General features: G+C 52.8%; 27 protein-coding genes. 24 read left to right on the plus strand and 3 right to left on the minus strand.

The genetic code is table 11. From position 1 onward, the window contains the following. Positions 1–2: 2 nt before the first annotated feature. From LG200_RS05035 to LG200_RS05080, 10 genes are all read left to right on the plus strand, one after another. The gene (locus LG200_RS05035; RefSeq protein ID WP_226756490.1) at positions 3–1643 is read left to right on the plus strand and encodes a hypothetical protein; all 1641 of its coding nucleotides are present in this window, start codon (positions 3–5) and stop codon (positions 1641–1643) included. Then, positions 1643–1879: a hypothetical protein gene (locus LG200_RS05040; RefSeq protein WP_226756491.1), complete on the plus strand. Its 237-nt coding sequence runs from the start codon at positions 1643–1645 to the stop codon at positions 1877–1879. Before LG200_RS05035 ends, LG200_RS05040 begins: the two co-directional genes overlap by 1 nt. After that, positions 1876–3231, plus strand: coding sequence for a hypothetical protein (locus LG200_RS05045; RefSeq protein ID WP_226756492.1), 1356 nt, complete (start codon positions 1876–1878; stop codon positions 3229–3231). The genes LG200_RS05040 and LG200_RS05045 overlap by 4 nt, the downstream gene beginning before the upstream one ends. 15 nt (positions 3232–3246) lie before the next feature. Then, positions 3247–4767, plus strand: a complete 1521-nt coding sequence (locus LG200_RS05050; protein WP_226756493.1) for a polysaccharide deacetylase family protein — start codon at positions 3247–3249, stop codon at positions 4765–4767. 104 nt (positions 4768–4871) lie between these two features. Continuing rightward, positions 4872–6752 (plus strand): hypothetical protein, encoded by a 1881-nt coding sequence (locus LG200_RS05055; RefSeq protein ID WP_226756494.1) that lies wholly within the window; start codon positions 4872–4874, stop codon positions 6750–6752. Then, positions 6742–7083 (plus strand): hypothetical protein, encoded by a 342-nt coding sequence (locus LG200_RS05060; protein ID WP_226756495.1) that lies wholly within the window; start codon positions 6742–6744, stop codon positions 7081–7083. The genes LG200_RS05055 and LG200_RS05060 overlap by 11 nt, the downstream gene beginning before the upstream one ends. A gap of 231 nt (positions 7084–7314) precedes the next feature. Continuing rightward, a complete protein-coding gene (locus LG200_RS05065) occupies positions 7315–9903 on the plus strand; it encodes a phage protease (RefSeq protein WP_226756496.1) in 2589 nt (862 codons plus the stop codon). Positions 9904–9961: 58 nt separating this feature from the next. Then, positions 9962–10447, plus strand: a complete 486-nt coding sequence (locus LG200_RS05070; protein ID WP_226756497.1) for a hypothetical protein — start codon at positions 9962–9964, stop codon at positions 10445–10447. A 2-nt stretch (positions 10448–10449) separates the two neighbouring features. Continuing rightward, positions 10450–11070 (plus strand): phage adaptor protein, encoded by a 621-nt coding sequence (locus tag LG200_RS05075; RefSeq protein WP_226756498.1) that lies wholly within the window; start codon positions 10450–10452, stop codon positions 11068–11070. Positions 11071–11155: 85 nt separating this feature from the next. Further along, the gene (locus tag LG200_RS05080) at positions 11156–11389 is read left to right on the plus strand and encodes a hypothetical protein (RefSeq protein WP_226756499.1); all 234 of its coding nucleotides are present in this window, start codon (positions 11156–11158) and stop codon (positions 11387–11389) included. 18 nt (positions 11390–11407) lie between these two features. On the opposite strand, the gene LG200_RS14040 is transcribed toward LG200_RS05080, so the two are convergent. Further along, positions 11408–11539 (minus strand): hypothetical protein, encoded by a 132-nt coding sequence (locus LG200_RS14040; protein ID WP_264193806.1) that lies wholly within the window; start codon positions 11537–11539, stop codon positions 11408–11410. Positions 11540–11561: 22 nt separating this feature from the next. Here LG200_RS14040 and LG200_RS05085 point away from each other — a divergent pair, with 22 nt between their 5' ends. The 13 genes from LG200_RS05085 (at position 11562) to LG200_RS05145 (ending at position 24665) form a co-directional block, all read left to right on the plus strand. Continuing rightward, a complete protein-coding gene (locus tag LG200_RS05085) occupies positions 11562–11999 on the plus strand; it encodes a hypothetical protein (RefSeq protein WP_226756500.1) in 438 nt (145 codons plus the stop codon). Next, positions 11996–12415, plus strand: coding sequence for a hypothetical protein (locus LG200_RS05090; protein ID WP_226756501.1), 420 nt, complete (start codon positions 11996–11998; stop codon positions 12413–12415). The genes LG200_RS05085 and LG200_RS05090 overlap by 4 nt, the downstream gene beginning before the upstream one ends. A 9-nt stretch (positions 12416–12424) precedes the next feature. Then, a complete protein-coding gene (locus LG200_RS05095) occupies positions 12425–12745 on the plus strand; it encodes a thioredoxin domain-containing protein (RefSeq protein ID WP_226756502.1) in 321 nt (106 codons plus the stop codon). Beyond that, on the plus strand, positions 12742–13695 hold the full coding sequence (locus LG200_RS05100) for a transglycosylase SLT domain-containing protein (protein ID WP_226756503.1): 954 nt from the start codon (positions 12742–12744) through the stop codon (positions 13693–13695). Before LG200_RS05095 ends, LG200_RS05100 begins: the two co-directional genes overlap by 4 nt. Beyond that, the gene (locus LG200_RS05105; protein WP_226756504.1) at positions 13692–14246 is read left to right on the plus strand and encodes a lysis system i-spanin subunit Rz; all 555 of its coding nucleotides are present in this window, start codon (positions 13692–13694) and stop codon (positions 14244–14246) included. Before LG200_RS05100 ends, LG200_RS05105 begins: the two co-directional genes overlap by 4 nt. Further along, positions 14243–14419, plus strand: coding sequence for a hypothetical protein (locus LG200_RS05110; protein WP_226756505.1), 177 nt, complete (start codon positions 14243–14245; stop codon positions 14417–14419). Before LG200_RS05105 ends, LG200_RS05110 begins: the two co-directional genes overlap by 4 nt. Positions 14420–14431: 12 nt before the next feature. Continuing rightward, entirely contained in the window at positions 14432–15592 is a 1161-nt protein-coding gene (locus LG200_RS05115) for a hypothetical protein (protein ID WP_226756506.1), read from the plus strand. A gap of 16 nt (positions 15593–15608) precedes the next feature. After that, complete coding sequence (locus tag LG200_RS05120; RefSeq protein WP_226756507.1) at positions 15609–15992, plus strand: phage tail assembly chaperone; 384 nt, start codon at positions 15609–15611, stop codon at positions 15990–15992. Positions 15993–16069: 77 nt separating this feature from the next. Further along, complete coding sequence (locus LG200_RS05125) at positions 16070–16354, plus strand: DUF1799 domain-containing protein (protein ID WP_226756508.1); 285 nt, start codon at positions 16070–16072, stop codon at positions 16352–16354. Between the two features lies 1 nt (position 16355). Further along, complete coding sequence (locus tag LG200_RS05130; RefSeq protein ID WP_226756509.1) at positions 16356–21080, plus strand: tape measure protein; 4725 nt, start codon at positions 16356–16358, stop codon at positions 21078–21080. Further along, positions 21077–22003: a hypothetical protein gene (locus tag LG200_RS05135; RefSeq protein ID WP_226756510.1), complete on the plus strand. Its 927-nt coding sequence runs from the start codon at positions 21077–21079 to the stop codon at positions 22001–22003. Before LG200_RS05130 ends, LG200_RS05135 begins: the two co-directional genes overlap by 4 nt. After that, positions 22003–24192, plus strand: a complete 2190-nt coding sequence (locus tag LG200_RS05140; RefSeq protein ID WP_226756511.1) for an RCC1 domain-containing protein — start codon at positions 22003–22005, stop codon at positions 24190–24192. Before LG200_RS05135 ends, LG200_RS05140 begins: the two co-directional genes overlap by 1 nt. After that, complete coding sequence (locus LG200_RS05145) at positions 24189–24665, plus strand: hypothetical protein (RefSeq protein WP_226756512.1); 477 nt, start codon at positions 24189–24191, stop codon at positions 24663–24665. The genes LG200_RS05140 and LG200_RS05145 overlap by 4 nt, the downstream gene beginning before the upstream one ends. Here the strand turns inward: LG200_RS05145 and LG200_RS05150 are convergent. Continuing rightward, positions 24662–25018: a hypothetical protein gene (locus LG200_RS05150; RefSeq protein WP_226756513.1), complete on the minus strand. Its 357-nt coding sequence runs from the start codon at positions 25016–25018 to the stop codon at positions 24662–24664. The genes LG200_RS05145 and LG200_RS05150 overlap by 4 nt on opposite strands. 9 nt (positions 25019–25027) lie before the next feature. Then, positions 25028–25411 carry a helix-turn-helix domain-containing protein gene (locus LG200_RS05155; protein WP_226756514.1) on the minus strand — a complete coding sequence of 128 codons (384 nt, stop codon included), beginning with the start codon at positions 25409–25411 and terminating at the stop codon, positions 25028–25030. 75 nt (positions 25412–25486) lie between these two features. Here LG200_RS05155 and LG200_RS05160 point away from each other — a divergent pair, with 75 nt between their 5' ends. Next, positions 25487–25720, plus strand: coding sequence for a helix-turn-helix domain-containing protein (locus LG200_RS05160; protein WP_226756515.1), 234 nt, complete (start codon positions 25487–25489; stop codon positions 25718–25720). Positions 25721–25803 lie beyond the last annotated feature (83 nt).

A 25803-nucleotide genomic window follows, 5' to 3' on the forward strand; every position in this document is an offset into this window, starting at 1 on the left:
TCATGGTGGCTCGTGTATCGGCAGCGGAGCGTGCCCAGCTCAGCAACCGTGCTGAAGTGGAGATCATGCGCTACAAGGATGATCACGCCATGTGGCACAAGCATGTGCACAACGTGGATCTGGATCCAGTGCAGGTGTTGAAATGCATTGAGATGGACCAGCATCCTGACACGATTGATGTGTCGTGCCGCCGGACAGGTAAGACTGCGGTCAAGGAAATGCATGCACTCAAATATCTTGCCACCACTCCCGCGCAGGAGCTGGGAATTGTGGCTCCACGATTGCAGCAGTCACAGACCAACCTCAATTATCACATTGAGGCCATCCGTCGCTCACCTATGCTGGATGCCTACGTGGATTACAAGGCAGGCCGTAAGCAGCTGAGTGACACCAAGTATTCATTCGTGAATAAGTCCAAGGCCAGTTCTTACGGGATCATGAGCCAGATTGACGGGGATGCGCTGAGTTATGCCTCGATCGAGGAAGTTGATGATATGCCCGCAGATCGTTTGCTTTCCAGATTCATGCCCATGCTGGGCTCAGCGCGCCGGTTAGGGGCTTCAAGCGAGATTTCATTCAAGCCACAGGTGCGCGTGACTGGCGTTTTCAAAGGTGCTGACGTAATCCAGCAGCTACTGGACTCCGGCAACTATCACATGTTGCCAGTCCTGAATGTGTATCTGGGCATTGAGATGGGCATCCTCAATGCCAGTTTCATGCACAAGATGCGTCAAGAGCTGCCTGAAGGAGAGTTCATCAGGCAGTTTCTCTGCAAGAACGTGTCAGCCCAGAACCACATCTGGGAGAAATTCATTCGCAAGGCCATGTCCGTGGGTTTGCAGGCTGGTTTGCAGATCGCGGAACCCATGCCGGGGATGCGCTATAAGCGCCGCGGATTGATCAGCTTTGGCTATGACCATACCGGCCATGGTGAAAGTACCACTGCTTCAAAATCTGCCCTGGTAGTGACAGAGCAGATAGGCAATTTCATCACATTCCCGTTTGTTAAAAGCTGGCCAGCTGGCATAGACGACAAGGTAATTGAGGGTGATCTGTTCAGTTTCTGGGATTACTTCAGGCCTGACTATGCGATAGGGGATGCCTATGGCGTGGGCATGCTGACCAACTTGAATGATCGCCTTTATGCGCGTGGCCTGACCCACATTGACCGCCGCACTATTGGGGATGGGCAGAGCACTGGCAGTACCTGGTCTTCATGGGCGTTTGCGCCGATCCGCTTTGAGGGCATGGTCAAGCACAGTATGGCCGGGGCCCTGCGGGCAGCATTTCATAACGGACAGGCGGCCATTCCATATTTTGATGATAGTCGTGAAATCGCTGAGGTCCGCGATTCAAATGTGATCTGGGTACCAGGTGAAATATCAGGGGTTGAAGGTCCCCCAGATTGGGTGGCATTCGTCCGTCAGCTCGGCAACATCAAATCGCTACCCACCAAATCCAGCTATGCCAGCTACAAGCAAGCCAACATCAAAATTGGTGATGACTTGTTTGATGCTGCCATGGCATCGGTATGGGGCTTGAATGTCGGTGGCATTGCCGATGAGCCCGCAGTGATCACCCATCGCAAACAGACGCGTGAGCAGCTGATGGGCATAGCCCCTCGATTAGGCATGAGGGCCTGATGACTAAATTAATTGAAACCGATAACACCGTCATTGCCCAGAACCGGCAGTTTGTGCACACCGAGTTGCCCGGGGCCATTCCCTTCATGACGCAATTGTATGAATTTGGCATGTTTGAAGGATGGAAACATGTGGTAGCTGTTGGTCCACGTGTGCCTGACACCAATCCCAAACTTGTTTCACCCAGCTGGACTGACCTTAGCGGCAATGGTTTTGTAAAAAAGGAATCCCCATGAGTTTTATAAGCCGATTACGCGCCGCCAGTGGACTGCTGTTTGGCAAGGACATCCCGAACATCAATGCCCGTGAAGGGGCGCCAACGAATGAAATGGGCTACCGCCCAACTCCTGAAGATGCCATCAAGTATATGCATCGGCTTATGTGGGTGGACCCGGACCACCGTCAGGCCATCCTGGACATAAGAGATATGGACAGGGCAGACGGACGGGTGAAGCGCATTCATAGCCGCATCGCCAGGGATACCATCAAGGGCGGGTTGATCATGCAGCAATCTTCACCCAGTGAAGTATTGAGCCGTGAATGGGACGATTTTCAGCGGCGGCTGCAGCTCAACCGAGTCACCAAGCTGAAATCTGATGCATTGGGATTGGTGAAGGAAGGAAACCTGCCTATGCAATGGGTACTGGATTCTGAGCTCAATGTGGTGGCTGGCATCCGCATGCCTAGTGAAACCATTATTCCCAATGTTTCGCAGAATGGCCGGTTTCTGGACGTGACCAAGGCTTATAGCCAGATTGACATCATGACCGGCACAGTCCAGGCCAATTTTGCCCTCTGGCAGCTCACACACGAGCGTTACGATCCTGACAATTTTGACGACCTGGGATGCTATGGCCGACCCTTCCTGGATGCATCCCGCGGGGTGTGGCGCAAATTGCAGATGACCGAGGAAGATCTTGTCATCAGGCGCCGCACACGGGCGCCTCAGCGCATGTCCCACGTGTTGGAGGGTGCAAGCACGGACGAAATTGATAAATACCGGGCTGAAGTTGAAGCGGATCAATATGAGATCACCACGGATTTTTATGCCAACAAAAAAGGCGGCGTCACAGCTGTTGGCGGGGACAGCAACCTGGATCAGATCGCGGATGTGGTTTATCTGCTGGACAGTTTTTTTGCCGGTACGCCTTTACCCAAAGGCATGATGGGTTACACCGATGGCATGGCGAGGGACATCCTGGAAGACCTCAAACGGGACTACTACGATGAAATTGACGTGCTGCAGGATGCGCAGTGCTTTGTATATGACTGCGGATTCCGCCTCCACCTGATGCTGAAGGGCATCAATCCGGATGCGGAAGAATACAAGATCACCACGTTCGAGCGCCGTACTGAAACCATGACCCAGACCACAGACCGCGCGCTGAAACTAAAGGCACTGGGCTTGCCACAAGGCATGGTACTGGAAGAGCTGGGTTACAACGCCACCATCGTGCAGGAGCGAAAGGAGTGGGAGGCGAAAAACTATGACCCATACCCTGGAGACGAATCAAGCAATCCCACCGTAAAAATCACACCTGGCAATGGGCGCAAGGATGAAAGCGCCCTTGATATTACTAATCGATAGAAGGGGTAGGACATCATGAACATATTTATTCCTCAACGGGCGAATTACCAGGGGATTTTTTATGAGGCAGGTTTGTATCAGGGCAATAATGTATTGCCATCGCAGATTGCAGCTGGATTGGTTGCAACTGGATTGGCGAATGAGATAGATAATAAAAAAGAACCTGAAGTAGCCAAATATATTACAGACCCCACTACCGGCAACACTGTGCTGGTTGGGCCGGATGGCGAAGAGATTAGCCTCTCGGAGTTTATCGTCACCCCGGCATCACTGGTCCTACCTGCCGCGATTTTTTCAGGCAATGATGGCTGGGGTCCCGTGTCAGAAGCAACATTAACCCTAGAGCCGAATATGAAATACAACGGGCGTGACGTTGTACGTCTATCGGCTGCTACCCCTGTTGGCAGCCCGGCGTATCCTGTGTTGCGGCGCCGCATCCCGTTAAAAGATCGCGGAGTAGCTAAAAACCGTATCGATATACCAGTGTTTTTCCCGTCTGGTTTTGGGTCAAGCGCTACGCTTGAGGTGTTTGTCAGCAGTGGTGAACCTGCTGCCGTACCACCTACATCGACGCCATCTAACCGTCGTACCTATAAGTTCGAGCCGGATCAGATGAAGTTTGGTCGGTGGGCCATATTGTCGGTTGACCTAAACGCTACTGCCGATAATTCCCCAAATATAGGTACATCTTGGACTAGCTCGGGTACTGGTGCTGACGTCGCCGCCGTTGCTGAAATTGATTTATTTTTCAACTTCCCGGCTGGCGGTCAAGACGGAAGTCGATATGTACTATTCTCGGACATCACCTTTGGGGCGGCGGCTACTCCGACCATTATGTTTGGATTTGATGGGGGTGGTTCGGATGGCGGACATATTACTACGGTCTTGCCACTGTTGCGCAAGTATGGTTTTAAGGCATCCTTCAGTGTCAATTCCCAGCAACTCTTATCAACGGTTAACAACGGAGCAGGCATTGCTATAGCTCAAGCATTGTTTAATGCTGGGCACGATATTACCAATGAAGGCGTCGGTCATAAAAACTACAGCCTTGCCGAGAATGCCCCCCTTACAGGACAGGACGCAGATACTGCAATTGAGCGCATGGCGGCAATTGGGGTTGATAAGCATGCTCGCTATATTTGGACAGCGCCTGTGAATGCAATGTCTGGAGTAGGGATTCAACAACTTATTGATCGTGGTTTTAAGTTTATTCGGTACGGCTCGAAACGAGCGGTGGTGATATCGTCTGTTGGTAAGGAGCCTTTGATTGGGGTCGCGGCAGTCAAAGGCGATCAGGCAACATCTGCGGGCCTTATCAAATGGCTCAACTCAGCCGAACTGCAGCAAATGGCCGTTCTCTATCTGTTTCACTCTGTTACAACTTCAGAAAATCCAGGGGCTACAGAAATTAATTTAACGGAGTTTGAAAACTTTTTAATCGAGGTGGCAAACCGCAGGAATCAAGGACGGCTTCTGCAGATGAGCATGAGCCAATATTTTAAGCAATGGGAGCGTATACCAGCGGCTACACAATAACCCTACTTGTTGGGACACAACCCAAAGCTCACTTCGGTGGGCTTACTCATCGCTGCCACAACACCCCCCTGATCTTGTCGTCATTATTTTTAGATACTGGACTAATGACCCCAATTCAAGCCACCATTAAACGCGCCACGCTCCAGGCGCAGCGTCAGATGAATGATCTGGACGGTGAAGCCTTGGAGGCTTTACAGTCCCTTTATGAAATGGCTGCGGAGCAGATCAGGGATCATCTTGATGCGGCTGGTGATAGTGATGGCACTGTGCAGTTGCAGCGTTTGCAGGATGTGCTGGTGCAGATTGATGGGCGGTTGCGTGCTTTGAGTGTGGAGCGGTCGCGCTTGTTGAATGGCAACCTCAAGGCTGCAGCTAATCTTGGTACCGTGCCTTTCAGTGCTGTCAGGCTTGGCATCATGCAGCAGACGGAAGGCATACTCAGCCAGGCGGCGGCGGTGCAGATCAGTGACAGGGCAGTGAATTTTGTGCGAACCTTCATTGATGGCAATGGTTTGCAGCTCTCCGACAGGATCTGGCGGCTGGACAGGCATGCGCGGGATGTAATGACCAATGCAGTTGAGATGGCCGTGATCCAGGGTCAGGGTGCAGCTGAAGCAGCCCGGGAGTTTTTGGCACGGGGTGAGATTGTGCCCATCGAGATACAGACCAAAATTGGCATGGCAAACTCCCGCAAGATCGGGAAGGATACTGCCCAGGCCTTGCTGACCGGCGAAGGCAGCCCCATGAGCAACGCCATGCGGGTTTTCCGTACCGAGATCAACCGGGCGCATGGTGAGGCATACATTGATAGTGCCCTCAGTCACCCGATGGCGGCAGGTGTTCGCTTCAAGCTATCGCCAGCTCACCCACGGCCTGATATCTGCGACTTTCACGCGGCGGCCAACCTCTATGGACTTGGCAAGGGGGTTTACCCCACCCGTGACAAATGCCCATGGCCTGCGCATCCCAACACACTCAGCTATGTTGAGGTAGTTTTCAAGGATGAAATCACGGATGAGGATAGAGAGGGCAAGGAAACTCCGCTTGAAACGCTAGACCGCATGACTCCAGCGCAAAGAATCGGTGTGCTGGGCAAGAAAAAAAACGAGGTTTACCAGGATGGCCAGCTCAAGCAGGGGATGATCAAGGCGCGATGGAAGGACGTGCAGAAGCGCATTGGATCCACACCATCCATCCGTCCACCACGTCCAATCTCACCCGCCCGCATCAAGGGGCGCTTGACCCTGGATGCGATTCTGAAAGAAGGTAACACCATTGCCGATGATGTGCTGAAGTCTGTATTGGGGGAGGGTGGCAGGCCGGATATTGCCAGGTTGCGTGAGGTGATTCATGACGCCCTGGCAGCCGCCAGACCGATCAACACCCCGGCAAAAGTCAGGAGCAAGGGCGTAGGGGCTCAGTTTGTGCAGGCAGCATCTCAATTATTCCCGGATAGCTGGACCAAGAAGGTGGATCAATATGGCCCGCTTTTCGTCAAGTTTTCATCGCGCAGGGGATATCAATACACCATCCCTAGTGATGTGACTGGCAAGGCTTACAAGATAATGGGATTGTCGGGAGTTTCCAAGGGTGGTGAAGGGTTCATCCAGCTGGGCACGTTCAGCACTGCGGTGCATGAATATGTGCACCGCATCCAGCACGTGATCCCGCAGCTTGATGACTACTTCCAGGAACTGCACCACCGCAGGACCAACGGCGACCAGCTGAAAAAACTTAGCCAACTGATGCCAGGTTATGGGTATGGTAGCAATGAGGTGACGCGTGAGGATCACTACATCCATCCTTACCAGGGCCGAATCTATAACAACACCAGTTATCGTGGCAAGTATGGAGCGCTGGAAGTGATGACAATGTCGATCGAGGATGTGTTGGGTGGGAACCATCAACGCTTGCAAGACATCTTAGAGAGAGACCGGGAAATGTTCGACCTGGTAATAGGAGTATTATTCAAATATGAGCCGTAAACTGATATTGCCAGGGATATCCGCCACCATTCCGCCTTTGAATGTGGTGTGGGACATTGAGACAGGCGAATTGAGCGGCCCTGATGCAGGTTTGCTGCATGCCCACATCAAGGCGCAGGTTGAGCAAGGCTATGTGATCGGCAACCCATACCCTAGCACTTACGAAATCAATGATCCGCTTCACAGCATGGCAGATATGGCCCTGGTGCTTTCTCTGAAGTGGGTAGTTCCTGAGGATCTCTCCAAGCATCTGCCACAGGTGCAGGAAGATGACTTGAACACCATTGCGGGCTCTGATGGTTTTGAAGCCCCAATCGAAATTATCCATTAAGCCCAGCTTACCCACATTTTCTGTGGGTAAGGTTGTGCATCAATTCCATCCCCATCAGTAATTTCAACACTTAGCAGCGCTGCCTGCTTTTTGATCCACGACATGCCCGCCCCCTGTTGATGTCGTGACGTTTTCCCCAAACTCTGCCACATCGATTTAAAGGGTTGACCCCATCGTGACGCTGTTCTGGCTCGCTCGCCAGTTGCGATGGGGTCACAGATTGAGGCAGGCATGGGAAAACAATCTAGGCGTATCAAACTTTCAGAGGCCGAATCCAGGAGGGTGCGCTTCCTCTCCAGTTTCGTTGTGAATCTGGAAGCCGGGAAGCGTACCAGCTGGGTGACACTTACCCGCACTGGCAGCTTTACCGATCCCCGCTATGGCCGGTTTGAAATATCCCGCGACATGCTGATGTCCATGGTGAGCAATTTTGAAGCCAATACTGTTGGCACAAAGATTTTTGCCGACATTTCCCACAAACCTGAAGATGGCGCCGCTGGCGAATTCAAGAAATTGGCCATTGAGGGTGACCGGTTGCGTGCGCTGGTTGAGTGGACTGATTACGGCATCAAAATGCTCAAGACAAAGGGCTATAAATATTTCTCGGCTGAATACGATGAAAACTGGCGCGATAACGAAGTGGGCAACACACACGGCACTGTGCTGCTGGGCGCTGGCCTGACCATACGTCCTGTGATCAAGGGGCTTGATCCCATTGAGCCTGACACCATCCGCTTGAGCGAGAGCGATCACAACATCCCCACCATTCTGCATCCAGAACTGAATACCAAACTTTTACAGGAGATCCGCACCATGTGGAAAGAACTGATTGAGAAACTAACCGCCAACCTGGGCAAATATAAGCTGGCTGAAGCCGTGGTCAAGCAACTGGCTGAAACCTGCGAAACCGCCTTGAAGAACGTCACTGATGAAGCGGTTGCCAAGGCATTAGTACAGAGCTTTGAAGACAGCGGCAAGAAGTTGGCTGAAGAGATTGGCGACAAGGTCATCAAGCTTGCGATCGAAGTTCCCAATATCCCTGCTGCCGGTACAAAGGGCCTGACTGAAGAGCAAGTCATCAAGCTGATGGAAGACCGTAGCGCCAAGGCAACGCAAGAAACCAAGAAGTTAACTGAAGCCCGTGATGCCAATATCAAGATTCTTTCTGACGCCGTTGGCGCCGTGAAGGATTTTGATGATGAAACCAAGAAAGAACTGACCGAAGCTGTAGCCGACCTGATCACCGCTGACATGTCAGCAGACCAGGTGATGCGTCTGGCAGAAAACCAGATCAAGCAGGGTAATCAACTGGCAGCCGCCCGCAAGCTAGCCAGCCTGGGCTACCAACCCGCAGGCAATGTGCATATCACCGTGGATTCCAGCAACGAGGTGAAGGCATTGCAAGAACATGCTGACAAGGTGCTGAAGCTTTCAGGCCAACCAGATGTTGACCGTTACGCCAACACAGGTGGCGTGTTGCAGTCCAAGAACAAGGCACTGGCTGAAGCGGTCATGGCGCAATTTGATGCCACCAATGGTATGCGCCTGCATCAGGAACATAAGCGCCTGGCGGGAGGATCTGGTGTAGTGTCCGATGTGGCAGTACCTGCCATTTTTGAACGGACCGTGATCCGTGAGGCGCTGTATAGCCTGATCGGCTTGCAGTTTGTGGATTCAGGCGTGGCTGCATTTGCCAACAGCATTGGTATCCCATTCAGCTACCGTGACCAGACCGCGGCCGGCCGCAATGGCACCCGTACCTATGAAGGACAGGGCATCAAGCGGGCTGGCGTGATCCAGGCCATGGAAAGCGCTTACCCAATCCCCCAAAAGCTGTCATTCAGCATTTCGGATGAATTGCAATACCTGACCACCAATGGGCAGCTTAATTGGAGCGCTTTGGCAGAAAACGTGGTCAATGCCACCCGAATCATCGGTGAAGATACCGAGCAGCTGCTGTTCAATGAACCACTGAATGCGTCTGATCAATATGGCGCATTGCAGGTGACCAATGAGGCGGTAGCCACTGGTGATGGCAATAAATCCACATTCCCATTGGCCAATTTCCCTGTGGTGCGCCCCAAGCGTATTTTTGACCTTCAGGGCGCGCAAGTGGGCAACACCCAATATCCGCACACTGTCAGTACCAATGGCACAGCACGTTTACAGTATGACGGCACCGGCACCCAGGCTTCTGGCATTTACTTCACACTGAACTACAACCTGGGTGAAATCCAGTTTGTCAGCGAAGTGGGCGTGCCGGTCAACATCACCAGTGGTCATGCCATTGTGGCGAGTTACTACCGTGTCACCAATGTATATCAGTTCAACGTGGACCAGGGCGCCGTGGCAACCGATGTTTTCTGGGATGGTTTCCTGTACCGCTATGGCCTGCGCAAAAACATCATTGAAGATGACCGCTTGCATCGTGCCAATTTTGGCCTCATGTCTGGCTCAGTGATGACCACCATAGAGCAGGCCCGCACCTTTGTGGCAACAGGGGAACGCAAGGGTACCTCGCTGGATTCCGAGGGCAACCTGGGAATTGTGAAGGGCGTGCCTAACTTCAAGACCAGCGCCCCAGGCCTGCAAATGGGTGACCAGCGAGTGCTGATTGGTGAACGAAACCTCACACGTTTCCGCATGCTGAAGCCATGGAGCATGGGCCAGCTGGAAAACCAGCGGGACGACAATGGTAATTTCACCGGCAAGAAAGAAGCGTACGGCGATCAATTCATCGTGGTGCATACACCAACACCGCTGAAAGCAGGCCTGACATCCATTGCGCTATATAGCGCTGCCGCCCGCGTAGCCCGGTAAGCCAACCATCAATTCCTATCAGCCGCATTCCCGGCTGATAGGCAAGAAAGGATTAGACATGGACAAGATACCTGTAAGTAACACTACCGATTGCCCTATCTGGGTGGGTGCTTCCATGGTGGCACCTGGTGAAACCCGCCATTTTTACCCGCATGAAGTGCCGCCAGAGTTCAGGCCAGCTGAGGCCCCGGTTGAAGAACCTGCCGCTGACACAGACCCGCTAGCGGACTTGTTGGAGTTGTCCATCAAGGCCATCAAGGCTCAATTTGGCACCCTCACTTTTGAGCAGCTGGAAAAGCTGGGTGAACTTGAGCAACTGAAGGAAACACCCCGCAGCAGTCTGCTGAGCGAGATTGGCAACGAGCTGCTCACCCGTTCCTCACGTGCTGAGATCACCGCCAAAATCAAGTCATTGCCTGCACTCAGCGATGATGAGCTTTCCACCCTGGTTGAAGATGAAAAAGCCAAGGGCAACAATGCGGATAATGAGCTGGCAGCCGCGCTGGTGGCTGAAGTTGAAACACGAAAGACTGCTGCACAATAACCATGGCTGACAGCATGTCACAAGCTGATCTGGTTGCAGACTTCAAGGCCAGTCTTCACGACTGCGTTGGGGTATTCAAGGCACCGGATGATGCGGATTTCAAGCGGATCCTGAATGTGGCTGCACTTGAGCTTTCCAGATACAGGACCCGCACCCTTGTTGGCGAGATTACCCTGATTCCTGGGCAAAATGCTTATGACGCGCCAGCAGATTTTCAAGCCTTCAAATCCCCTATTTGGGGAATTTCCCGCCCCCAGCCGTGGGAGAAAAACTGGACAGGGCCATTGCCACGCTGCAGCTGTGTGAGCAATGGCTCCATTTCCTTGATGCAACTGGTACCAGCACCTACTGACAAGCAGATTGCAGTGCTGGGAAGCCAGTATAAATTTTTCTATTTTGCCCGCCATGTCATAGGCGAAACTGCCAATGACACCACCATTCAGGCTGCCGACCGGGGCTTGCTCATTTTGCGTTCCCAGGCCGAGGCCTGCAAGGAAATGGCTATGCGCAACTTGACCAAGCCAGTGGCGCTGCGTGACGGTATCAGCAACGGCCCCCGCAATGGCACCCCGTCATTCTTGTTTCAGGCTTTGATGGAGCAGTTTGAAAGGCTGGCGGGATAAACCGATTTATCAACCCAACAGGGCGTAACACTGAAACAACAATCCTGTTTTTAGCCTATACAGGCAATTAACCAGGAGTATTAAAGTGGCAAATACTGTTCGAGCCAAAATGAAATGTAATGGTAAATCCCCTCAACACGGAAATGTGATTGTTCGTTTTGGGGTTGTTTATTCGGATGATCCTAATTCTGAAAACAAGGTCTTTTCTGATTACACCCCGATAGGTGATCTAACTTTGGGTATTCAACTTGATAAGCCAGCGGCGTCAGCATTTGAAATAGGAAAAGAGTATTACGTTGATATCACCCCCGCTGACTAATCCGGGTGAACAAACCAATCAACCCGCTTCGGCGGGTTTTTTATTGCTGGCGACATGCCCGCCCCCTGTTGATGTCGTGACGTTTTCCCCAAACTCTGCCACATCTGAATAAATCGCATCAAACCCAATGATGGCACGGCTTTCCTTCACAGCTACCGGCTTCCAAACTGCAATGGGCTTTCGCAAATTGCCTGAAGTGCTGGAAAACAGCCTGGAAATGTATTTGCATCGAGGCGCGCAGGAAGCGGCTCGATTGATGCGGGAAAAGTCCCCCAAGGCATTTACCACCAATGCCAACAGCATTTTGGCGGAAAAATCAGGCCGCTTGCAGTACATCGTGGCGCCGCATATGAACTATAGCGGATTCCTGGAAGATGGCACCAAGCCCCATTTGCCGCCAGCCAAGGCATTGCAGCCATGGGTTGAACGTGTGCTGGGCTTGCGTGAAAACGCGGCTTACCGAGCAGCGCGCGCCATTGCCTGGAAAATTTCCAAAACTGGGACCAAAGCCAAGCCCTATATCCAGCCTACCGCGGATGAGATTGAGCCACGTTTCATGACCCTGATGGAGCAGGGCTTGGATGCCGGGATCAAGGATGCCTTTTTATGAGTGACCTTGAGCTGCAGATGGAACTGCTGAAGTCCGCCCTTGCTGACAGGTTTCCTCACCGGGTGGTAACCAGGGACCTGAAGGATTTTTCCCAGAGGGATTGTGCTGATCTCAAACGCGGGGTCTACACGCTGCTGCACAGCGCAGAGGGCAATTACACCAACCTGCTGGGACGTTCTGCAGCCCATGGCGTCCGCTCCATCAAGATCATTGGGCAGCTACAGATTGATGACGGTGAGCCACCTTCAGCCATGGAAAACCTTGAGGGTGCAATGCTGGATGAGATTAAGGAAATCACCAATAACTACCCAGCCGGCATTTCCCACTTGCTGCTGATCGATTGCAGAAGTAGTGAGCAGATGGATGTGCCTTGGGGCTGGATTGCATGCCGGCTTGAAATGATGGCAGTGGATTGAGGGGCAACCATGAGCGAGGTTAACGACATGGACCGCAGAGAAAACAAGTGGAGCCTGGATAAGAAAATACCGATCAGTTTAATTTTTGCGCTCTTGATGCAAACAGTGGCTTTTGTGATTTACAGCACCAGGCAGGATGGGCGCATTGGCAATCTAGAGGAACGCAGGTTGGAAGACCGAGCAGCGATCACTGCCCTGGCATTGATGCCGGAACGCATGATCAAGCTGGAAATGGAAACCATGAATTTAAAGACCCAGCTGACTGAGATGCGATCGGACATCAAGCAGCTATCAATTGACATATCACGCAGGGAGGCGAGAAAGCCATGATCTTGAATAAATACAGAACCGATATTACCCGGGTGCTTTCGCTTCTGGCGGTGGCAACAGTGTTCAGCCTTGGTGCTGAGCCTTTTGCATTGCTGACGCGGCAACCGGCATTTGCCGTGTGGGGCTTGTTTTCCGGACTGGCCTTGTATGCGGTGGCCTTGTCGCATGTCGTGCGGCGGATCCTGTTTCCCAAGGTTGAGATGGGCAGAACCGCATGTATTGCCAGCCAGACTTCCACGGGGGCTGGCCTTGTTTTCATCGGCGTATGCCTGGTGTTGTCATCCACCTTGTTATTGCTGGGCAATGTGGCCCAGGCATCTGATCAGCCCATCCCTAAGAATGCGCATGCGTACCTGCCGTTGCTTAAAACCGAGCAGCAGACATGGTGGCCCAAAGCTCCCATGCCTGCGCTGCTGGCGGGGCAGGTAGAGCAGGAAACATGCATCAGCCTCACTCACCGGCGCTGCTGGAGCCGCCTTGCTGAGTTGAAAACAGACCGTGAGCAGGGCATTGGCTTGGGGCAGATCACCCGCACCAAGCGCTTTGATGCACTGGCGGAATTGCGGGCGGCCTATCCAGCTGCATTGGATGGCTGGTCATGGGATAGCGAGAGTTTGTATGACCCGGCATTCCAGCTGCGGGCCTTGGTGCTGAAGGACAGGCAGAACTTCGAGATGATCAAGGCTGCGGCCAATGAAAGGGAGGCCATGGCGTTTACGCTGGCGGCCTATAACGGCGGGGCAGGTGGACTGGCTTCTGACCGCCAGCTGTGTCGAGGCACGGAAGGTTGCGATGCGGCCTACTGGTTTGGACATGTTGAGCATACCAGCCTGAAGGCCAAGAGCCTGGCCAGCGGCTACAAAAAAACTTTTTTCGAGATCAACCGGGAATACGTACGCACCATTTTCACAGTGCGCCAGGCCAAATATATCAAGGCGATGGCCATATGAGCGCGGTGGCGATACGCAACGTTGTGTTGGCGGCTCTGTTTGGGGTATTGGCTTTTCTGGCCTATGGCTGGGCATATGACAACGGCAGCACGGCCAAGGATATTGAGTGGCAGGGCAAGTACAACATTGACTTGCACGCCGCCAATATCTCATTGCAGGACGCCCTGCTGCAACTCAATGCCGAGCAGGAGACCAGCAGGGCTTACAGCCAAGCGGTGCAGGAGTCGTTTGCCTTCATATCTGCTGATTACCAGGAGAAATTACGCCATGTTGAAACCCGTAAAGACAGTGTTATTGCTGGCCTGCGCGCTAATGCTCAGCAGCTGCGCATCGGCATCAAAACCGCCAGCAGCGCCGGTGCATGTGCTCCCGGTCAAGACCAGCCAGGAGAAACCAACACCGCCACCTTCGGACGTGATGGTGAAGCGAGAGCCGAACTTTCTGACACGGCTGCTGAATTTCTTGTCAGCCTCGCCTCAGAAGCCGACCAGGTCGTCGAGCAACTGACATCCTGCCAGCAACTCTTGATAGCACAGCGGAGGGCATCATGAATCAAGACATCAACCTGGGCAGGGGTGGCAGCTTTGTGATTGATGGCAGCGGCAAGCGTGAGCTGCAGCAGGAAACCAGGCCCGCTAACGCTGCACCCGCCGCCCCTCAGCAGCCAGTAAAACCCCAGGCGCCAGTAAAGCAGCGCAAGGGGAAATCAACCATTTCAAGTTAAGGATTATTGATCATGATTCCATTACGCATTACATCGTTGCTGATGAAAAACGAGGCCACTTATGGGGTGGATGCAGCCCCCACCGCAGCCTTAAACGCCGTGCTGTTATCAGGCCAGCCCACATTTACACCAATGGAGATCCGTGGGGCAGACCGTGACTTGATACGGCCATATTTTGGCAATTTTGAGCAATTGATTGGCTCCATCACCGGGCAGATCAATTTTTCAGTTGAGGGAGCAGGATCTGGTACCGCTGGAGTGGCGCCAGCCTACGGCCCTGCGTTGCGTGCCTGCGGCCTGAGCGAAAGCTTGCTGGCTGCAGCAATCATCGGGACTGCACAAGGGGGTACTGCTGACACTGTGCAATTGGCTGCTGCGGCATCTGCGGTCAATAACTTCTACAACGGGCGCCCGATCACCATCACCGATGGAACTGGTGAGGGGCAGGCTGGTGTGATCGTGGATTATGACGGTGCCACCAAGACTGCCAAGGTCATCGGTAAAGACTGGATAGAAACTGACAACACTAGCCAATACAGCATTGAGCCCAGCGTGGTTTACACGCCGATCAGTGCCAACCATGAGTCGATCACTATTTATCTATACATCAAGGATGTCTTGCACCGGTTTGTGGGCACCCGTGGCAATGCAGTGTTTGAGCTGGGGGCCAATGCCATACCCAAGTGGAATTTTGCTTTTCAGGGCGTGGCTGCACCGGTTGAAGACAATGTCATCCCCAATCCTGTATTCAGCGCCTGGAAAAAGCCCTTGCTGGCCAACAAGAACAATACCCCGCTAGTGGCCTTCCTCGGGGCTTATGACATTGGCCTTGAATCCATCAGCCTGGACCTGGGCAATGAGATCCAGTTCCTGGACTTCATCAACATCACTGAGTCATTCGAGCAAACAGACCGCCGCTCACAAACCAACATCAGCCTGGAAGCCGTCAATGTGGCCGTGTCTGATTTGTGGGGCGCGGTACGCGATGGCACCACAGGTAATTTTGCAGTGGGGCATGGCCTGCAGGCGGGCAACCGGGTGACTGTGTGCAGCAACTCGGTGGTGCTCAATAACCCGAACTATGGGGAAAAAACCAGTGTGCGTACTTTCACTGCTGAAATGCGTCATTTGCCTATTGATGGCAATGACGAGCTTTACATCACCATTCACTAACCACAAAGGGCGAGCCATGGCTTTCAAAATTGCACTATCCGCATCATTCCTAGCACTTGTTAAGTTGCCATCCATTGATGGCAAAGGGCGTCGTGTTGAAAACGTCATCCGGTTGAAATTCAAGCGTCACAACCGTGAAGAAATTGACGCACTGTTGAAACAGGCCAAGGAAGATAACGAGGCTCTAGGCGGTGCAGAGCAAAGCATCACTGAAAAAATCGATTCTGATTTGGATTTCCTGCTGTTGTTTTTGGAAGGTTGGGAAGATGTGCAGATCGGTGAAAGCACTGAATTCAACCGTGAAAATTTGCGCCACATATTAGTAGCTTATCCAATGGCTGCAGCAGATATTTACAACGCCTTTTTGAAGGCCAATGCAGGAATAGAGTTGGGAAACTAAAAGAGGCCGCCCGCTACTGGGCTCAAGAAGGGCGCCCCAGTGTTGACAGCTATATCGAAGGGCTCAAGCAATATGGAATGTCCGATGAGCAGCTGCAACAGGCCCGCATCGAGCTGGAGGCGGGGGCTTCATATGATTGTGAGATATGGCCGGAAAACCTACCAACTGTTGAGGTGTTTCTGGCAATGGAAAAGCAGTGGCGAATGCTGGTGTTGCCAACCAGCATTCGATACATGGGTTTGCGTTATGAGGCTTTGCCAATCGTGCTGCAGGGCTTGGAGCTGGAAATGAGCAAGGTATTGTTTTCCGGTTTGCAAATCATGGAGCGTGAAGCGCTGGATGTGTTGAACGAGAAAAACTGAGATGACGCAGAAGATACTGGGATTAAAGCTTGAAGTGGAGGGGGTGGCTGCTGGTGCTGCCGAACTCAACTCATTCTCAGCATCCATCGACAAGCTTGGCATCAACAGCGATAAAACCGGCAAGCAACTGAACACCACAGTGCAGGCCACGGTGAAAACCGAGCAGGCACTGGAGGCGGTGGGCAGTGCTGCAACCAAGGCCGGCGACAAGATGGATGCAGCCGGCAAGCAAGCCAAGCAAGGCGAGCAGGGCATCAAGAGCATAGGCGAGGCTGCCAAGGATGCGGCTGCCAAGCTTGACGGGGCCCGCATCTATGCGCAGAACCTGGCAACCCGCATTGACAGCTTGCGCCAGACCATCGAGCCAGGTTATGCCAGCATGAGCAAGCTGGCCTCTGGCACGGTGACATTACGCCAGGCATTTGAGGCTGGGATCCTCAGCCAGGAGGTTTACGACAAGAACCTGGTCAATCTCAAGCAGCACGTTGACGATATGGACAAGTCAACCAAGAACCTTGGGAATACATCCAATATTGCCAGTGGAATGGTCAGCAAGCTGGGTTTCGCACTGGGGGCTATTTTCAGCATTACCGGATTGGCACGCGTCACGGATGAATATACCCGTTTCACTGGTCAGCTGAAACTCGCAACCCGCAGCACGGAAGAATATGCCCAGGCTAATGCCAACACTCTGGCCATTGCGAGACGTGCCCAAACTGAGGTTAATAGTACCGGCATATTGTATGCACGCCTGAATAACTCATTGCGTGGGCTGAATGCTACCCAGGTTGAAGTTAGCAATATCAGTGAAACGGTTGCCCTTTCATTGCGAGTATCAGGGGCTACAGCAACAGAGTCAGCCTCTGCAATGTTGCAACTCTCTCAAGCGTTTGGATCTGGCGTATTGCGTGGCGAAGAATTTAACGCTGTGAACGAAGCTGCACCAGGCTTGATGCGCACTTTGGCAGAAGCCATCAATGTGCCTGTAGGTTCATTGAGGGAAATGGCCTCTCAGGGTTTGCTTACGAGTGACATCCTGGCAAATGCCTTTAACAACCCAAAAGCTTTGGCTGCATTGCGTCAGCAAGCCAAAGAGATGCAGACTCTTGGCAGCGGGTGGCAGGTTCTAACAGATTCAATCACACAGCGCATAGGCAGATTTGATCAAGTCACTGGATCATCCAAGGCTGTGGCTGCTGCCATGCTTATGGTTGCAGACAACCTAGGGATTGTCGCCATTGCGGGATCAGCTGCTGGTGCTGGATTGGCCGCCATGTATGCGCCTACCATTTTGACGGGCATTGCCACTCTTGGCGCTGGATTGAAAGCATTAAGTCTTTCATTATTGGGTCCTGTGGGTTTGGTGATTGGACTTACAGCTGCGGCTGGCGCCTTCATCTTAATGCGTGACAAGGCGGTACCTGCACTTGATCAGGTAATTGCCAAACAGAAGGAACTGAATAAGGCCAAGCAGGTGGATCCTAATGCCAAACAGGACGACCCTTACCTTGCGCAAAAATCCTCACTTCAGGATCTCATCAAAACTCAGAATGAGTTGATCAATCGCCGTAATTCTTTTGCAGGCGGTGATTACCAGGGCACCATGTTTGAAGGCTTGGCAAAGAGTCTATCCAAGATCGATCAAAGCAAGATTGATGACCTGAATCAGAAAATCCGCATTACCTCTGAAATGATCAAGGGGGCCGGTATTGAACTGGCCAAGCTTGAGCTGCAGGATCCCAACCGGAAAATTGACCCCACTGCTAAGCGCTTTGCCGACCTGACCAGTGAGTTGAAAACCGTCATCGATGTCACAAAGGAATACCAGGAACAGGTCAAGTCCATCACTGAAGCCGCCAACCGTGAAGGCATTGCCCAGGATGTGCTGCAAGCCAAGCTGGCGGTGCTGGCTGACAAGTACAACAAGGCCACGGGACAGAAGAAGCTTGCCACAGAGGCTGCCAACAAGATTGCCAACAGCTATGAGTCCATCGTCAACAAGTCCAAAGACCTGGTGACTTCTCTACAGTACGAGATTGATGCAGGAAACAAACTGACCCAGGGGCAGAAGGCGGTGCTGGATATCCGCGAGCTGCTGGCGACTGGTACCGGGCATTTGAGTAAGTCCCAGCGCGAGCTGCTGGAAACCTATGCACAGCAGATCACCACGCTTGAGGCTTTATCCCTGGCTGAGTCCAACAAGGCCGAGAAAATGGCGGTATTTGCCGAGGCCCAGCGGATCCGACTTGAAGAGGAACGGGCATACAACGCCAGCCTGGAAGCGGCTGGCAAGTCGGTAGATTCTCTGGTTGCCAGCGCTGTGAAAGAGGCGCAAGCCATCCAGCAGCAGATTGATGTACTGAAGCTTGGGGCACTGGCTGTGAGCAATATGGAGCAGGCGCGGTTGCTGGATGCCGCGGCAGCCTATGAGCAAGCGGCAGCCATGATGGCCCTGGATGAATATTCACCCACCGCTATCAAGTTTGCACAGGAACAAGCACGATCATTGCGTGAGCTGGCTGAAGCCCGAAAACAGGCTTACAGCAAGCAAGCTTCCCTGGACGGCATCAAACAGGTGCGCAAAGCACAGGAAGACCTGGTCACCCAGGCCAAGCGTGACCATGACATCATCAATAGATCGCTGACAGATGCGCTTTTGCGCGGGTTTGAAAGTGGGAAAACCTTTGCTGAAAACCTGCGTGACACTATCAAAAACATGTTCAGCACCTTGATTCTGCGTCCCGTGATCCAGGCCGTGATGTCGCCAGTGAGCAATATGCTGAGCGGTATTTTCAGTGGCGCCGGTACTACCAATGGTGTAGCCACCGCGGGTGGTAATAGTGCTACCAATTCAATCATGGGTGCTGCACAGAGTATTTACAGTTTGAAATCGGGCAATAGCATGAGCCAGAACCTGATGGGTACCGTGGGAGGGTGGGTAGGCAACATCGGCAGTATGCTTGGCTCACAGACTCTTAGCCAGTTTGCATCAGGCATGTCTGGCCAGATGGTGGGGGCAGCGTCTGGCATGGGCGCCACTGTAGCCGGTTCAGCCACTGGCATTGGCGCCATGAGCAGCGGCTGGGGCGCAGCCGGCGCCATGGCTGCAAAGGCCATGCCCTGGGTTGGTGCTGCCATCCAGGCCCTTTCCGGGGATGTGCGCGGAGCGGCATTCACCGCTGCCGGTGCTGCCATTGGCTCCATCATTCCCGGCATCGGTACGGCCATTGGTGCGGTGATAGGCTCCCTGATCGGTTCACTCACTGGCGGAAAAAAGCTCAAGAAATACGGCACCTCGACATCAGGTGTTTACGAGGGAGGGGCTTATTCCAATGGCAGCATCGGAAAACTTGGAGATAGGGATCTCGGGGTAGGCAGTGCCCTGGGGGGGCTTAATGAAGCATTTTCATCATCCCTTGGATCCATGCTGTCGGCGTTTGGATTGAATGACCGCATAGCTTCCAGCTCTAACATGATCTCCCGCACCAATGTGCGCGGGGGATTTGATGCCTCTTTTGAAGGAGGTTCCGTAAGCTTTGGGCAGAATTTCGGAAAATCCAAGCGCACAACGGCTGAGCAGGCCTTTCAGCAGATGTTTGAGATCGTCATGGGCAAGACACTGGTTGAGGCCATCCAGCGCTCCAAGCTGCCAGAGGGAATTCGCGCATTGTTCAACGGTCTGACAGATCGCACCAAGGTGAGCGAGATGATCCAGGCCAGCCTGAACCTGAACTACGCACAGGAGAAACTGGCTGACCGCTTTGGCCTGACGGTGGATGCTGCTGCCAAGGTCGCAGTGCAAAGCGGTTACACCGGGGATGAGCTGAGCAAGTTTGTAAACGATCTGGCCACCACGGCCAACAGCTTCAAGACCAGCAGCCAGGTGCTGCTGGAAACCAAGAGCACGTTGCTTGATTACATCGAGGCATTCAGCGGCGCCACGACCATGCCCACCACGCTGGATGCATTTGACTCATTGCTCAAAAGCATAGACACCACCACCCAGGAAGGCATTGAGAAATTCACAGCCCTGTTTGGCATTCGCACTGGCTTTACCGAGTTCACCAAGGCCATAGATACGCTCAAGGCCAATGTGGATGCCAGCGTGGTCAGTATGCTGACCCCGGCTGAACAATTGAAGCGCCTGGAATCAGACCTCAAAGGTTCATTTGATGAGCTCAACCTCACCATGCCAACCAGCATTGATGAATTGATCAAGCTTGGCACTGGTATTGATTACACCACAGAGGCCGGGCTGGATCTCGCGGCAGCATTCCCCAGCCTGGTGCAGGCTTTCATGTCGCTCAAGGATGGCACAGACCAGCTCTATGCCAGCATGAATGCGTTTGATACTGATAAGTTTGCCAGCCTGTTTGATTTGCAGGCTTACAAAGGGATTGCCACCAACAGTGGCATCAATAAAGCCAATGAGCTGCTGGGCATCCCTGGTTTTGCCAGCGGCGGCCATCATGCAGGTGGCTGGCGCATCGTGGGCGAGCAGGGCCCTGAGCTGGAATATACCGGGCCCTCGCAGATTTTCAATAACCAGCAAACAGCCCAGATGCTCAACGGTGGGCACGATGCCGATATCCGCCGCCTGGAGCGTCAGCAGGAAGAGATCAAGCTGGTGTTGATACAAATACTCAAGGCCACCGGTAAAACCGCTGACCAGCTTGAAGAGTGGGATGATATTGGCATGCCACAGGTGCAGGAAGAAGAATTATGAGCGGCATGAGCATGATAGTGCCGTTGGTGGTGACCGACTCTATTCTGGATGCCACCAATATCCCCGAAACAGAGCATGATGAGTTTGACCCTTTGCACACTTATGATCTGCATGACTGGGTGCAGGTCACCACGGCAGGCGTGCATTATCGATACCGTTCCGTGAAGGCTGACAACCTGGGTAACAATCCATTGGAAGAAAGCGATGACCCGGAAGCCATCCCTGTGAATTGGGCAAGGGCCGGAAAGACAGCCCCATGGCGCATGTTTGACCCTTTCAGCCAGGCCAGCACTAATGAGGACAGTATTGCTGTAACACTGAACACCATAGGCCGGGTGGATGCCGTGGCTGTGCTGGGGGTTGAGGCTGAGTCTGTGCAGGTCATTGTGACAGACAGCATTGCAGGTGAAGTCTATAACAAGACCTATGACCTGATCGACCACAGCCTGATTACAGGTTTCTGGGCTTACTTCTTCCAGCCTCGGGCTATCAAAAGAGAATTGTTGATCACGGATCTACCCAACATTGCCAATGCCAATATCCAGGTAATCATCAGCCGGCCAGGCGGTGCCGTGAGTTGCAATAACCTGGTGATAGGGCGCAAGCGGGACATCGGCGGAACCCGCTATGGTGCTGAGGTGGGGATCAATGACTATTCGGTCAACAAGCGTGATGCCTTTGGCAACCCATATCTTAAAAAACGCGGCTGGACCAAGCGCAGCGCCCTTGAAGTGTGGGTGACGGCTGGCAGTGTGGATGCCGTCAACAGTCTGCTGGCTGAATACCGCGCGACCCCGATAGTCTGGATAGGGGCGCCCGGTTATGAGTCGCTGGTGATCTATGGCGTTTACAACAAATTCAGGATGCTGATCAGTTTCCCCACCTATTCCATTTTAACGATCGACAACGAGGGTTTTATTTAATGTCTATACCACTCGCCCCGCCTGTGCCTCAAAGCAATTTACCTCCTGCAGAATTTGATAGCAGGACAGATGCATTTTTGAAATGGCAAGCTGAGCAGCTTGTCCCAGGCCTCAATGAATTCATCACGCAGCTCAATAACTTTGCCACTTCAGGTACCAGCATCGCTGAGCAGGAAATTGGCATCGGTCCCAAGGCAATGCTGGTTGAGCCTGACAAAGGATTCTTGCTAGGCATGACCATCAAGGCAGCCGCGAAAAGCGCCCCGGTAAACTGGATGTTGGGGGATATCACCAGTTACAACGTGACCACTGGCGCCATGACTTTTGCGGTAAAGCAGATCCAGGGCGGTGGCACTTATAGCAACTGGGTGATATCCCCAGCTGTGGCTGGCGAAACCCAAGGCATGGGAGCAGCCGTAGCAAGCGCTGCCAGTCCCATGATCTGGCTCAATGATGGCAACAAGCGGCACATCACCGGCATCAGTACCATCACAGGCTTCAGCAGTGCACCGTTTGCAGGGGCCATCCAGTGGCTGATGTTTGATGATGTGCTCACCATCACTGGCAGTGATGACTTGATCATTGGCCGTCCAACCTATACAACCCAGGCTGGCGATTGGGCCATGGTGCTGGCGGAGACCACTACCCGGTTCCGTGTGATCATTGTTCGCAAGGATGGCAAGGCGCTGAATACCGGGGTGCTGGCATCAGACCTGACCAACGACATCATCTCCAAACGTATGCTGTCCAATAGCGTATCCCGCAAGGTGAAGGGGTTTGCGGGTTCCGGCCACGACTGGACCTATTTTCAGATGCTCGCGGGGTTTGATGACGGGAGCGCGGCCGTCTGGGGTAGGACGGTGAACTTGGCCATTGGTGTGAACCAGACGGGAGATTTCATCGCGCCACCGCAAAGGCCATTGTTCAATATTCCCATCCCAGCCGGGCATCACGTGGTGAAGTGGGAAAAAACTGGCAACGCCCTTTATGCCGTGATCAGCAACGGGTGGGTTTATTCGGGCGGATCAAATGGCTATGGCATGCTGGGCCACGGAGATACCGTCCACCGTGCGCTGCTTTGCAGGATTGAATATTTCGTGACCAACAGCATCAATATTGTCGACGTGGTTGCTGAAACCAGCCGTGCAACCAGCGAGGCTGGCTGGGCATTTTTCAGGAATGCGAGCGGGCAAATATGGTCATGCGGGTACGGCGTCAATGGCGTGCTCGGCTTGGGCGACACATCCAACAGAAACCTGCCGTCGCCTGTAGCTGTCATTAGTGGCGTAAAAAAAATAGTATTGACGGGCAACGCTGGACAAAGCTACCTGCTGCTGGAAAGTGGCAACTTGCTGGGGGCAGGATACAACAGCAGAGGGCAGCTTGGGGTGGGTGATAACGTCAACAAATCATCGTTTACCTCACCTTCAGCACTTGCTGGGATCAATATCGTCGATATTGCCGCGACTCAGGGGTGGGTAGATTCAACCTGGGCATCAGCTGGCGGTCATATTCTGGCCCTGGCGGATGACGGCAGGGTTTATGCGGCGGGCCATAATGGTTCGGGCCAGCTTGGTCTGGGGGATACCGTCGGGCGCAATGCTTTCACGCTTGTGCCTGGTTTGACTGACATTGTGGAAATTGGCGTTGGCGGCGGTATGTATGGTTACTCTTGGGCCGTGCGTCAAAACGGTGAATTGCTGACTTGGGGCAGAAATTCTGCTGGTCAGGTGGGCAATGGCGCTATTGTGGAGGTAACAAGCCCATTCACCGTTAGCGAATATCAGAAGTGGTCCGGGACTGCATTGATCATCGTGGCGAGTCCTCCTGAATTCAGTGGCAAAATTGCGCAAATTGTCGGGCATAGTGGTGTGGGATTAGGGTATGGCGGCATCGCCGTATTGGATACGGACGGCAATGTATACCTAACAGGTTATGACACCTATGTAATTTCTGGCACCAATGCTGCGAACAAGACCAGATTCACGGTGGCAACCAGGCCCATCATGGATGAGCCGGGCGAGAAATTCGTCGAATTGTTCAGGTCCGGTTACGACCAGTACGAAACCCTGTTTGCCCGCACCAACCTTGGCAACCTCTACGCAGCTGGCTACAACAGCTCGAACCAGGCCAGCGCCATTCAGACGACAGCCAGTTTAATTCCCGGATTCCAAAAGGTGATGCTATGAGTACATGGATGATTGAAGCGGACCTGGTCGGCACCCTGACCTGGCCGGAAAAGTGGGATGGCGAGGCCAGCCTGGCAATGCTGGGGGAATATGAAGGAGCGATGTATTTCAAGCGCCTGGGTGCTTTCCCGCTGCCGACATCACCCCAAGGCGCATTGGAACAAATTGATTTGAGCAGGCAGATCAGTGAGGGGCTGCGCGGGCAGCATCCTATGTACGATCAATACCTGCTGCCGCCGATACCGGCATCTGTGACGCGGCGGCAAGGGTTAAGGGCGCTGCAGCATTTTGGCCTGATGCCGGCCATCAATGCACTGCTGGATGATCCTGATACCCCTGTTGAGCTGGTCATTGATTTTCGTGAGGCGCCAACGTTCGAGCGCAATAGCCCTTCATTGCTGGCCATGGCGGCATTGCTGGAACTGACTGATGAACAGCTGGATGATCTGTTTATTTATGCGGGTGGAGTTTAAAGGCTTGTGCTGCAATAGAGATGGTAATTTTGAACATCATGCTCTGCATCATAAATAATCGGGTTATCTGTAAGCACAAGCGCATAAAAAGGGGTAAAACCAACATATGCCCCAAAAGAGTTCTTGCCATTGTATTCACCACAAATGGTTTTAATATCTGCTTCGGCAATTCTGGCTTTGACTTTTCTCAGTGACCTGAATTGAATGCTGTCAGGGTCCTTGGCATTGTGTCTGATTTTGTTCATGGTGGCGCGGATATCCCCATCAAGATGGTAGCCATACTGAACATAAGCCAGACATCCCAAGAGCAGCAGGGCGAAAACAGCCAGGATTTTGGTGATGGCGTAGTTCATGAACAGATCCTAATTTAGTTTTGACTTAGCAATCATATGCGCCAAACCCAAATAATGGGCTTGAGCGTCTGGCTCCATCGCCTTATAGGCTTTAACTAGGGTTTCTTCATCTTTGCTATAGGGGGAGGGGGCCGTGGGAAGGCTCACACTCTCTGCAAGTGCAAATATCTGGTAAACCTTCATATCGAGTGCTGCTGCAATTTTTTCTAACAGCTCGGGCCGCGGCCATTGTGAATTATTCTCAATGCGGGAAAGGTTGGACTTGGTAGTGCCGGCCTTGTCTGCCAACTCATCCTGTGACCACTCGCGCTCGATCCGAAGTTTTTCAATAACGGATCCAATTTTCATTCCTGCATTTTCTGTTGTTGTTGCGTAGCTCGCAACACGTAACACGCAACTTCCTATTGACATGATGTTTCGTAAGGCGCAACATGCGCTTTAACAAGTTGCGTGAAACGGAACATAGCCATGACCTCAGTTGCTACACCATTAAAAAAAATCAGAACTAAAACCAATGTGACCATATATGGCTTGGCTAGTGGTGTTGAGTGCTCAGCTTCCACGATTTCTCGCATCGAGCGGATGAAGGAAAAACCATCTCCAGATCTAGCTGAAAAAATTTCCAAATTTTTCAACGGAAAAATATCTGAGATCGAAATTCTTTATCCAGAACGATTCACGCTGGAAGAAGCAAAAGCCTAAAAGCCCATTTGCTGGCGCCAACCAGCAAATGGGATGCGGTGGTACTCGCTCGCAAGCCAAGTATCCCCGCCAAAGCTCAGCAG

The sequence above is a fragment of the Methylobacillus caricis genome, from assembly GCF_020532705.1.
Taxonomy (GTDB): Bacteria; Pseudomonadota; Gammaproteobacteria; order Burkholderiales; family Methylophilaceae; genus Methylobacillus; species Methylobacillus caricis.

What these genes read in the sequence shown, in the direction of transcription:
- LG200_RS05035 (WP_226756490.1), top strand. Translation starts at nt 3, where the DNA reads ATGGTGGCTCGTGTATCGGCAGCGGAGCGTGCCCAGCTCAGCAACCGT.
- LG200_RS05040 (WP_226756491.1), top strand. Translation starts at nt 1,643, where the DNA reads ATGACTAAATTAATTGAAACCGATAACACCGTCATTGCCCAGAACCGG.
- LG200_RS05045 (WP_226756492.1), top strand. Translation starts at nt 1,876, where the DNA reads ATGAGTTTTATAAGCCGATTACGCGCCGCCAGTGGACTGCTGTTTGGC.
- LG200_RS05050 (WP_226756493.1), top strand. Translation starts at nt 3,247, where the DNA reads ATGAACATATTTATTCCTCAACGGGCGAATTACCAGGGGATTTTTTAT.
- LG200_RS05055 (WP_226756494.1), top strand. Translation starts at nt 4,872, where the DNA reads ATGACCCCAATTCAAGCCACCATTAAACGCGCCACGCTCCAGGCGCAG.
- LG200_RS05060 (WP_226756495.1), top strand. Translation starts at nt 6,742, where the DNA reads ATGAGCCGTAAACTGATATTGCCAGGGATATCCGCCACCATTCCGCCT.
- LG200_RS05065 (WP_226756496.1), top strand. Translation starts at nt 7,315, where the DNA reads ATGGGAAAACAATCTAGGCGTATCAAACTTTCAGAGGCCGAATCCAGG.
- LG200_RS05070 (WP_226756497.1), top strand. Translation starts at nt 9,962, where the DNA reads ATGGACAAGATACCTGTAAGTAACACTACCGATTGCCCTATCTGGGTG.
- LG200_RS05075 (WP_226756498.1), top strand. Translation starts at nt 10,450, where the DNA reads ATGGCTGACAGCATGTCACAAGCTGATCTGGTTGCAGACTTCAAGGCC.
- LG200_RS05085 (WP_226756500.1), top strand. Translation starts at nt 11,562, where the DNA reads ATGGGCTTTCGCAAATTGCCTGAAGTGCTGGAAAACAGCCTGGAAATG.
- LG200_RS05090 (WP_226756501.1), top strand. Translation starts at nt 11,996, where the DNA reads ATGAGTGACCTTGAGCTGCAGATGGAACTGCTGAAGTCCGCCCTTGCT.
- LG200_RS05095 (WP_226756502.1), top strand. Translation starts at nt 12,425, where the DNA reads ATGAGCGAGGTTAACGACATGGACCGCAGAGAAAACAAGTGGAGCCTG.
- LG200_RS05100 (WP_226756503.1), top strand. Translation starts at nt 12,742, where the DNA reads ATGATCTTGAATAAATACAGAACCGATATTACCCGGGTGCTTTCGCTT.
- LG200_RS05105 (WP_226756504.1), top strand. Translation starts at nt 13,692, where the DNA reads ATGAGCGCGGTGGCGATACGCAACGTTGTGTTGGCGGCTCTGTTTGGG.
- LG200_RS05110 (WP_226756505.1), top strand. Translation starts at nt 14,243, where the DNA reads ATGAATCAAGACATCAACCTGGGCAGGGGTGGCAGCTTTGTGATTGAT.
- LG200_RS05115 (WP_226756506.1), top strand. Translation starts at nt 14,432, where the DNA reads ATGATTCCATTACGCATTACATCGTTGCTGATGAAAAACGAGGCCACT.
- LG200_RS05120 (WP_226756507.1), top strand. Translation starts at nt 15,609, where the DNA reads ATGGCTTTCAAAATTGCACTATCCGCATCATTCCTAGCACTTGTTAAG.
- LG200_RS05125 (WP_226756508.1), top strand. Translation starts at nt 16,070, where the DNA reads ATGTCCGATGAGCAGCTGCAACAGGCCCGCATCGAGCTGGAGGCGGGG.
- LG200_RS05130 (WP_226756509.1), top strand. Translation starts at nt 16,356, where the DNA reads ATGACGCAGAAGATACTGGGATTAAAGCTTGAAGTGGAGGGGGTGGCT.
- LG200_RS05135 (WP_226756510.1), top strand. Translation starts at nt 21,077, where the DNA reads ATGAGCGGCATGAGCATGATAGTGCCGTTGGTGGTGACCGACTCTATT.
- LG200_RS05140 (WP_226756511.1), top strand. Translation starts at nt 22,003, where the DNA reads ATGTCTATACCACTCGCCCCGCCTGTGCCTCAAAGCAATTTACCTCCT.
- LG200_RS05145 (WP_226756512.1), top strand. Translation starts at nt 24,189, where the DNA reads ATGAGTACATGGATGATTGAAGCGGACCTGGTCGGCACCCTGACCTGG.
- LG200_RS05150 (WP_226756513.1), bottom strand. Translation starts at nt 25,018, where the DNA reads ATGAACTACGCCATCACCAAAATCCTGGCTGTTTTCGCCCTGCTGCTC.
- LG200_RS05160 (WP_226756515.1), top strand. Translation starts at nt 25,487, where the DNA reads ATGACCTCAGTTGCTACACCATTAAAAAAAATCAGAACTAAAACCAAT.